At 61.7% G+C, this 7,811-nt stretch carries 7 protein-coding genes and 1 pseudogene; 4 read left to right on the forward strand and 4 right to left on the reverse strand.

The window, feature by feature from the left end; translation table 11 throughout:
• Positions 1-15: 15 nt before the first annotated feature.
• The 4 genes from hppD to maiA all read left to right on the forward strand — a co-directional run bounded on the left by hppD (position 16) and on the right by maiA (position 4,028).
• Entirely contained in the window at positions 16-1,170 is a 1,155-nt protein-coding gene (gene hppD, locus C3418_RS08665) for a 4-hydroxyphenylpyruvate dioxygenase (protein ID WP_010675123.1), read from the forward strand.
• Positions 1,163-2,311, forward strand: a complete 1,149-nt coding sequence (locus C3418_RS08670) for a homogentisate 1,2-dioxygenase (protein ID WP_103858308.1) — start codon at positions 1,163-1,165, stop codon at positions 2,309-2,311. The genes hppD and C3418_RS08670 overlap by 8 nt, the downstream gene beginning before the upstream one ends.
• 10 nt (positions 2,312-2,321) lie before the next feature.
• Positions 2,322-3,320, forward strand: coding sequence for a fumarylacetoacetate hydrolase family protein (locus tag C3418_RS08675; RefSeq protein ID WP_103858309.1), 999 nt, complete (start codon positions 2,322-2,324; stop codon positions 3,318-3,320).
• 69 nt (positions 3,321-3,389) lie between these two features.
• Complete coding sequence (gene maiA, locus C3418_RS08680) at positions 3,390-4,028, forward strand: maleylacetoacetate isomerase (RefSeq protein ID WP_181023080.1); 639 nt, start codon at positions 3,390-3,392, stop codon at positions 4,026-4,028.
• A 72-nt stretch (positions 4,029-4,100) separates the two neighbouring features.
• Here maiA and C3418_RS08685 read toward each other — a convergent pair whose 3' ends face one another.
• The 4 genes and pseudogenes from C3418_RS08685 to C3418_RS08700 form a co-directional block, all read right to left on the reverse strand.
• Positions 4,101-4,724: a glutathione S-transferase family protein gene (locus tag C3418_RS08685; protein ID WP_103858311.1), complete on the reverse strand. Its 624-nt coding sequence runs from the start codon at positions 4,722-4,724 to the stop codon at positions 4,101-4,103.
• Between the two features lie 128 nt (positions 4,725-4,852).
• The gene (locus C3418_RS08690) at positions 4,853-5,353 is read right to left on the reverse strand and encodes a thioredoxin family protein (protein WP_103858312.1); all 501 of its coding nucleotides are present in this window, start codon (positions 5,351-5,353) and stop codon (positions 4,853-4,855) included.
• A 179-nt stretch (positions 5,354-5,532) separates the two neighbouring features.
• Positions 5,533-7,197 carry an asparagine synthase B gene (gene asnB, locus C3418_RS08695; protein WP_103858313.1) on the reverse strand — a complete coding sequence of 555 codons (1,665 nt, stop codon included), beginning with the start codon at positions 7,195-7,197 and terminating at the stop codon, positions 5,533-5,535.
• A gap of 205 nt (positions 7,198-7,402) precedes the next feature.
• Positions 7,403-7,651 (reverse strand): annotated as a pseudogene (locus C3418_RS08700) (cupin domain-containing protein); the annotation flags it as partial.
• Positions 7,652-7,811: the final 160 nt, after the last annotated feature.

Here is a 7,811-nt window from a genome sequence, read left to right on the forward strand (position 1 = left end):
CGCAAGGAGCGCATCATGACCACCCCCTCTTCCCGTACTCACACCATCAACCCCCTTGGCACCGACGGGTTTGAGTTCGTCGAGTACACGGCGCCGGATCTCAAGGGCATTGCGGCCCTCAAGGCGTTGTTCGTCTCACTGGGCTTTGCCGAAGTGGCCAAGCACAGGCACAAGCAGTGCTGGCTCTATCGCCAGGGGGACATCAACTTCGTGGTCAATGCCGAGCCCCACTCCCAGGCGGAGGAGTTTGCCCGGGCCCATGGTCCGAGCGTGTGCGGCATGGCGTTTCGGGTGAGCGATGCCGGCCGTGCCCAGCAGTACGCCATTGGCCAGGGGGCCAAGCCGTTTGTGGGCAAAATCGGCCCCATGGAACTCAACATCCCCGCTATCTACGGCATCGGCGAGAGTACCCTCTCCTTTGTCGATCGCTATGGTGAGCGGGGCTCAATCTATGACGTGGACTTTATCTTCTACCCCGACTGGCAGGCCCGCATGGCCGAGGTGGACGCGGGGCTCTATGAGATCGACCACCTGACCCACAACGTCCATCGCGGCAACATGAACCTCTGGTCGAATTTCTACGAGCGGATCGGCAACTTCCGGGAAATCCGCTACTTCGACATCGAGGGCAAGCTGACCGGACTGCACTCGCGCGCCATGACGGCCCCTTGCGGCAAAATTCGCATCCCCATCAACGAGTCGGCGGACGACAAGTCCCAGATAGAGGAGTACCTGCGCCAGTACAAGGGGGAGGGGATCCAGCACATCGCGCTCGCCTCTGCCGACATCTATCACACCATCCGCACGCTCAGAGGGCGGGGAACCGGCTTCATGCCGACGCCGGACACCTACTACGAGAAGGTGGACAGCCGGGTCGCGGGTCATCAGGAGGATCTGGCGGCGCTGAAGGCGCTGCGCATCCTCATCGACGGCTCGCCGACGAAGGACGGCATCCTGCTGCAGATCTTCACCGATACCGTCATCGGTCCCGTGTTCTTCGAGATCATCCAGCGCAAGGGCAACGAGGGCTTTGGTGAGGGCAACTTCCAGGCATTGTTCGAATCCATCGAGCTGGATCAGATCCGCCGTGGCGTGCTGGACGGATCCACGCAAGGGGAGGTGAACAGTGCCGCGCAGGGCCAGAAAAACGGAGAACCGAGCGATGCGTAACTGGATAAGCTTCCCCCATCGGGAGGGAACCCACTCCCGCCAGGCCCATGCCGATCTGCCGGAGCAGGCCATCTATGAGCGCGAGCTGGGGCGCTCGGGCTTCTTCGGTCCGGCCACCCACATGCACCACAAGCACGCTCCCACCGACTGGGTCAACTGGGAAGGGCCGCTTCGGCCACGGGCGTTTGACTTAAACGATCTGCAGGAGGAGGTGAGCTCCCTCTCCCCCTGGGTGATGCCGGATCTGCTCAGCAACCCCCACTGCCGCTACCGCATCTGGCGCCTGAGCGAGAGGATGCCGTTTCTGGTGCGCAACGCCGATGGCGACGAGCTCCTGTTCATTCACGAGGGGAGCGGCGAGTTCTACTGCGACTACGGGCACCTCATCTTGAGAGATGGCGACTATGTGGTGATCCCCCGTGGCACCATGTGGCGCATCGAGCCCACCGCGCCCCTCTTCATCCTGATGATCGAGGCGACGGAAGACAGTTATCAGCTGCCGGACAAGGGACTGTTGGGCAATCACGCCATCTTCGATCCGGCGGCCCTGGACGTGCCCGCCATCAATGAGCGCTTCCTGGCCCAGCAGGATGAAAACCCCTGGTCGCTGCAGATCAAGCGCCACGATCAGGTCTCGGTCGTCACCTGGCCGTTCAACCCGCTGGATGCACAAGGGTGGCACGGGGACTTGTGCGTGGTGCGCCTCAACTGGCGGGATATCCGCCCGCTGATGAGCCACCGCTACCACCTGCCTCCCTCGGCCCACACCACTTTCGTGGCGAGCCGTTTTGTCATCTGCACCTTCGTGCCGCGTCCCATCGAGAGCGATCCAGGTGCCCTGCGGGTGCCCTTCTACCACAGCAACGATGACTTCGACGAGGTGCTCTTCTACCACGCCGGGGACTTCTTCAGCCGGGACAACATCAAGCGGGGCATGGTCACCTTCCACCCTGCCGGCTTCACCCATGGTCCCCATCCCAAGGCCTTTGCGGCGGGGCTGGCTCATACCAAGACCTTCACCGACGAGGTGGCGGTGATGCTCGACACCCGTGATGCCCTGGCCGTCGGCCCGATCTGCGAAGGGGTTGAATACCCCGGTTATGTCACCAGCTGGCAGCGTCCAGAGACGCTCGGCAAATAAGGAGTTCGATATGAAACTGGCAACCCTGAACAATGGCAAGCGCGACGGTGCCCTGGTGGTGGTGAGCCGCGATCTGGCGCGCGCCGTCCACGTGACGACCATTGCCCCGACCCTGCAGTCGGCCCTCGACCAGTGGGGCGAAGTGGCGCCGCAATTGGCGAACGTCTATCAGCGACTCAACGAGGACGCCTGCCCCGACGCCTTCCCCTTCGATGAGGAGGCGTGCCTCTCCCCGCTGCCTCGCGCCTACCAGTGGATTGACGGCAGTGCCTACGTCAATCACGTGGAGCTGGTGCGCAAAGCGCGCGGCGCCGACATGCCAGAAAGCTTCTGGCACGATCCCCTGATGTATCAGGGAGGCTCTGACAGCTTCCTGCCGCCCCGTGGCCCCATCGTGATGGGCTCCGAGGAGTGGGGTATCGACTTCGAGTCGGAAGTCGCCGTCATCACCGACGACGTGCCCATGGGCACCCGTTCGCAGGGGGCGGCGAGCCACATCAAGCTCTTGATGCTGGTCAACGACGTGAGCCTGCGCAACCTCATTCCCGGGGAGCTTGCCAAGGGCTTCGGCTTCTTCCAGTCCAAGCCCTCCAGCAGCTTCTCGCCGGTGGCCATCACCCCGGACGAGCTGGGGGATGACTGGCGCGATGGCAAGGTCCACCTGCCCCTGGTGACCCACCTCAACGGCGCCCTGTTCGGGCAGCCCGACGCCGGGGTGGACATGACCTTCACCTTCCATGAGCTGATTGCCCATGCCGCCAAGACAAGGCCGCTCGGGGCGGGTTGCATCATCGGCTCGGGCACCGTCTCCAACTACGACAGAAGCCGGGGATCCTCCTGTCTTGCCGAGCGGCGGATGCTGGAAATTATCGAGTCAGGTCAAGCCACTACACCCTTTCTGCGCTTTGGTGATACAGTGTCCATCGCGATGCAGGATCGCAACGGGATGAGTCTGTTTGGCACCATTTTGCAGCGGGTCACGCAAGCAACGGCCGAGCGGGCGAGCTAGGAGAGCCCGACCCCGGGAGGGGCGGGCGACACGGCAGGTGGCAGACATCTGCCACCACAGGGACACACTATGCTGCAGTTGTTTGGATATTGGCGCTCATCGGCCAGCTTTCGCGTGCGTTTGGTACTGCAACTCAAGGGGCTCGATTATGAGCAGCACCCGGTCAACTTGCGGCAGGGTGAGCAGAAGGAGAAGGCCTACCGCCGGGTCAATCCCCAGGGGCTGGTGCCGTTTCTCGTGGACGATGACGTGCATCTGGGTCAGTCGGTGGCCATCATGGAGTACCTCGACGAGACCTATCCCGCCTACCCCCTGATGCCCTCCGCCCCCATCGAGCGCGCCCAGGTGCGCCAGATAGTCAACATGATCGCCTGTGACACCCACCCCCTCAACAACCTGCGCGTGCTGCACTACTTGGAGCAGGAGTTGGGGCAGAGCAAGATGGCGCGGGATGCCTGGTATCGCCACTGGATAGACGAGACCTTCACCGCGCTGGAGCAGCTTCTCATGACCACCTCCGGCATCTATTGCGTGGGCAATGAGGTTACCCTGGCGGACTGCATGCTGGTACCCCAGGTCTACAACGCCCTCCGCTTCGACATGACCCTGGATGACTACCCCACCATTGCGCGCATCGTCACCAACTGCGAGCAGTTGCAGGCCTTTATCAAGGCCGCCCCCGCCAATCAGCCGGATGCCCAGCCCTGAAGCTGTGCAGACCGGACCAGCGCGTTGGCCCGGTCTGCCGTCTCTTTCCTTGCCCGAGTTATCTTGCTCTCCTCAGGGCGTGCCATTGGCCCCATAGCGTCGAAACCCCGGCCGCTCTTTCAGTCGCTGATAGTAGTCGTCCACGGCGGGTAGCGACGGGCGATCATAGGGCGTCTCCAGCCAGCGGTTGACTGACAGCTCGATGGGAATATCTGCCAGCGAGAAGTGCGGACCGGCCACATATCCTCCGGTTGTTTGAAGCTGTCTCTCCAGGATCTCCATGCAGTGAGACCACTGCAGGCAAGCTGCGTGAAGGGCCTGATGGTCTTGATGCTGGGGAGAGCGCCTCACCAGCGACAGGAAGGCGTAGCGCCAGGCGGTGTTCAAGTCCGATGCCTGCCAGTCAATCCATTGATCGACCCTGGCCCTGGCTCTCGCCTCGGCGGGATAGAGTGCATTGGCACCATGGCGCGTCGCCAGGTAGCGGATGATGGTGTTCGACTCCCACAGCGTAAAATCCTCATCCTGAATGACGGGCACCATGGCATTGGGGTTGAGCGCCAGAAACGCCGGGGTGTCCGTGGGTTTTAAGCCGGATCCCCACTCCTCCAGCTCGAACGGGAGGGTCAGCTCGGCACAGGTCCACAGTACCTTGCGCACATTGATTGACGACGCCTTGCCCAGTATTCGCAACATCTTTTTCGTCCTTGTCCGGGGTGATGGATGGCCTGTTTGTCGCAGACATGCCACTTCCCTGTTTGCGTAGCCATCAGGGCCCTGCACTGTCACTGACCGTGCGGGGCCCTGTTTTATTGACTGGCGAGTCAGCCGTGGGTGGTCCTGGGCTGGAAATAGGCGATAAATTTGCCGAGTTTCTCCCCGTCGTAACTCTTCCCCTTCTCCAGCAGCCCGGTGTTGAAGGACTCGAGCAGCCTGCCTTTGGCATCCAGCACGTAGAAGTGGGGGACCCCCAGATACTCGGGATAGGCTTTCAGGAAGGATTCATTCTTGTTCTGCTCGCTGACGTTCACCTTGACCACCACGAAGGTGCGGTTGAGCTGACTGGCAAGATCGGGTTTTTGGTCCAGAAAGTGGTTCATCTCCTGGCACCAGCTGCACCACTCGCCGCCCACCAGCAGCAGGACTTTCTTGCCCTCGGCACTGGCCTTGGCGGTGGCGGCGGCGAGATCGCGGGCCGGGTCCCGTTGCTCGTCATAGCCCTGGCTGTAATCGGGCAGGGTCTGGCTCCAGAGGTGGCCGGCGCTGTACGCCTCGCCATGAAACAGGGCGGTGCCAAGCACCAGCGGCAATAGCAGTCGGTTCATCACGTGCTCCTTGTGTTGTTGTGGTTGCTTCCAAGCCGCAACAATGTGACACGAGCGAGCCCGGCCGCCAAGGGCGAGATGGGTGCTTGTTATGCAAAAAGCGGGAATGGGTCGGCGGGAAAAAACAAAGCCCCTCGCAGGAGGGGCTTTGCATTCAGGCAAGGGAGGTCGCCGGCAGATCAGTAACCCTGCTGGTGGACGTCCATCACGGCGCGACCGGACGGGTCTGCCATCTCTTTGAACTTGGCATCCCATTCCAGCGCGGTCGGGGTGGAGCAGGCGACCGACTTGCCGTAGGGCACGGTGCGGGCGGCGGACTCCAGCGGGAAGTGCTCGTCAAAGATGGCGCGATAGAAGTAGGCCTCCTTGGTGAGCGGGGTGTTGATGGGGAAGCGGAATGCGGCCGCCTCGAACATCTGATCCGTCACCTCTTCCTCGACCATGGCTTTCAGGCTGTCTATCCACGAATAGCCTACGCCGTCGGAGAACTGCTCCTTCTGGCGCCACGCCACTTCGTGGGGCAGCAGATCCTCGAAGGCTTCGCGCAGGATATGCTTCTCGATCTTGCCCTTTCCGCACATCTTGTCGGCGGGCTGCAGGCGCATCGCCACGTCCATGAACTCCTTGTCGAGGAAGGGTACGCGACCCTCCACCCCCCAGGCGGCCATCGACTTGTTGGCGCGCAGGCAGTCATAGAGGTGCAGCGAGGCAAGCTTGCGCACGTTCTCTTCGTGGAATTCGCGGGCGTTGGGCGCCTTGTGGAAGTAGAGGTAGCCGCCGAACAGCTCGTCGGAGCCTTCGCCAGAGAGCACCATCTTGATCCCCATTGCCTTGATGTAGCGGGCCATCAGATACATCGGCGTGGAGGCACGGATGGTGGTGACGTCATAGGTCTCGAGGTGATAGATGACGTCCCGCAGGGCATCCAGACCCTCCTGCACGGTGAAGTGGATCTGGTGGTGGATGGTGCCGAGGTGATCGGCCACCTTGCGGGCGGCGGCGAGATCCGGCGAGCCTTCCAGGCCGACGGCGAAGGAGTGCAGCTGGGGCCACCAGGCTTCGCTCTTGCCATCGTCTTCCACCCGGCGGGCGGCATAGAGCTTGGTGATGGCGGAGATGACGGACGAATCCAGCCCGCCGGAGAGCAGCACGCCGTAGGGCACGTCGCACATCAGCTGGCGCTTCACTGCCGCTTCCAGCGCGGCTTTCAGCTCGGCCTTGTCGCTGACGTTGTGCTCGACGGCGCCGTACTCCATCCAGTCGCGTTTGTACCAAGTTTTAAGCTCGCCATCCTTGCTCCACAGGTAGTGTCCCGGCGGGAAGGTTTCGACGCTCTTGCAGACCGGTACCAGCGCCTTCATCTCGGAGGCGACGTAGAAGTTGCCGTGCTCGTCGCGGCCGGTGTAAAGGGGAATGATCCCCATGTGGTCGCGACCAATCAGGTAGGCATCCTGCTCCGCGTCATAGAGGATGAAGGCGAAGATGCCGTTCAGATCGTCCAAAAACGCCGGGCCCTTCTCCTTGTAGAGGGCCAGCAGCACTTCACAGTCGGAGTGGGTCTGGAACTGGAAGTCGACCTTGAGGTTCTTCTCCAGCTCCTTGTGGTTGTAGATCTCGCCGTTGACGGCCAATACGTGCGTGCGCTCGGGGTTGTAGAGAGGCTGTGCGCCGTTGCCCGGATCGACGATGGCCAGGCGCTCGTGCACCAGGATGGCCTTGTCGGAGCTGTAGACGCCGGACCAGTCAGGCCCGCGGTGACGCAGTCGCTTGGACATCTCCAGGGCCGATTTGCGCAGGGCAGTGGCGTCGGTCTTGATGTCCAGAATGCCGAAAATAGAACACATTGGCGGTAATCCTCTTGATTTTTATATGAGCCCCCCACGTTTGGGCTCGAAATTCCATTTACATTCCTCGCCAATCACAATGCCTAGCGGAAAACCCTTTTGCAAGCGGGAAAACCGCAGAAAATCATGCCGTAAGCGTCAAGTTGCGCAGGGGATGGCGGCCGTTCGGCCGCCTGAAGAGAGAGGGTCAGGGTTGACGTGCGCGTCAAGTCGCGGCGGGTTCGAAGATCACATAGAGCTTGCGGCAAGGGGTGAGGGTCTCCCACTGCCCGACAAAACCGGCGGGAATGACGAACTGATCCCCCGGTTTGAGGTGCAGCCGGCCGCCCTGCTCGTCGTGGATCACCGCCTCCCCTTCCAGCATCTGGCAGTATTCGTGTTCGGTATAGTGAACGGCCCAGCAGCCCGGCTCGCAAGCCCAGAAGCCCACGTGAAACTGCTGGCTCGGGTCGGAGCTGTCCCTTATACCCATCTGACGCTGCCGCCGAGCGCTCTCGTGGAGATTACTGCAGCCGCCGTATAACTAAACATAACAAATATAATGGCTGCAAGTAGTCGCAGGCATGTTACGCACCGTAGCCACACAATTTAGCGATAAACAAGTTATACACTAT

The organism is Aeromonas sp. ASNIH8 (genome assembly GCF_002919855.1).
In the GTDB taxonomy this organism is placed as follows: domain Bacteria; phylum Pseudomonadota; class Gammaproteobacteria; order Enterobacterales; family Aeromonadaceae; genus Aeromonas; species Aeromonas caviae.

Bases quoted from the DNA above. Each gene is read 5' to 3' on its own strand.
- C3418_RS08685 (WP_103858311.1), bottom strand. From the start codon at position 4,724: ATGTTGCGAATACTGGGCAAGGCGTCGTCAATCAATGTGCGCAAGGTA.
- C3418_RS08670 (WP_103858308.1), top strand. From the start codon at position 1,163: ATGCGTAACTGGATAAGCTTCCCCCATCGGGAGGGAACCCACTCCCGC.
- hppD (WP_010675123.1), top strand. From the start codon at position 16: ATGACCACCCCCTCTTCCCGTACTCACACCATCAACCCCCTTGGCACC.
- C3418_RS08675 (WP_103858309.1), top strand. From the start codon at position 2,322: ATGAAACTGGCAACCCTGAACAATGGCAAGCGCGACGGTGCCCTGGTG.
- maiA (WP_181023080.1), top strand. From the start codon at position 3,390: ATGCTGCAGTTGTTTGGATATTGGCGCTCATCGGCCAGCTTTCGCGTG.
- asnB (WP_103858313.1), bottom strand. From the start codon at position 7,197: ATGTGTTCTATTTTCGGCATTCTGGACATCAAGACCGACGCCACTGCC.
- C3418_RS08690 (WP_103858312.1), bottom strand. From the start codon at position 5,353: ATGAACCGACTGCTATTGCCGCTGGTGCTTGGCACCGCCCTGTTTCAT.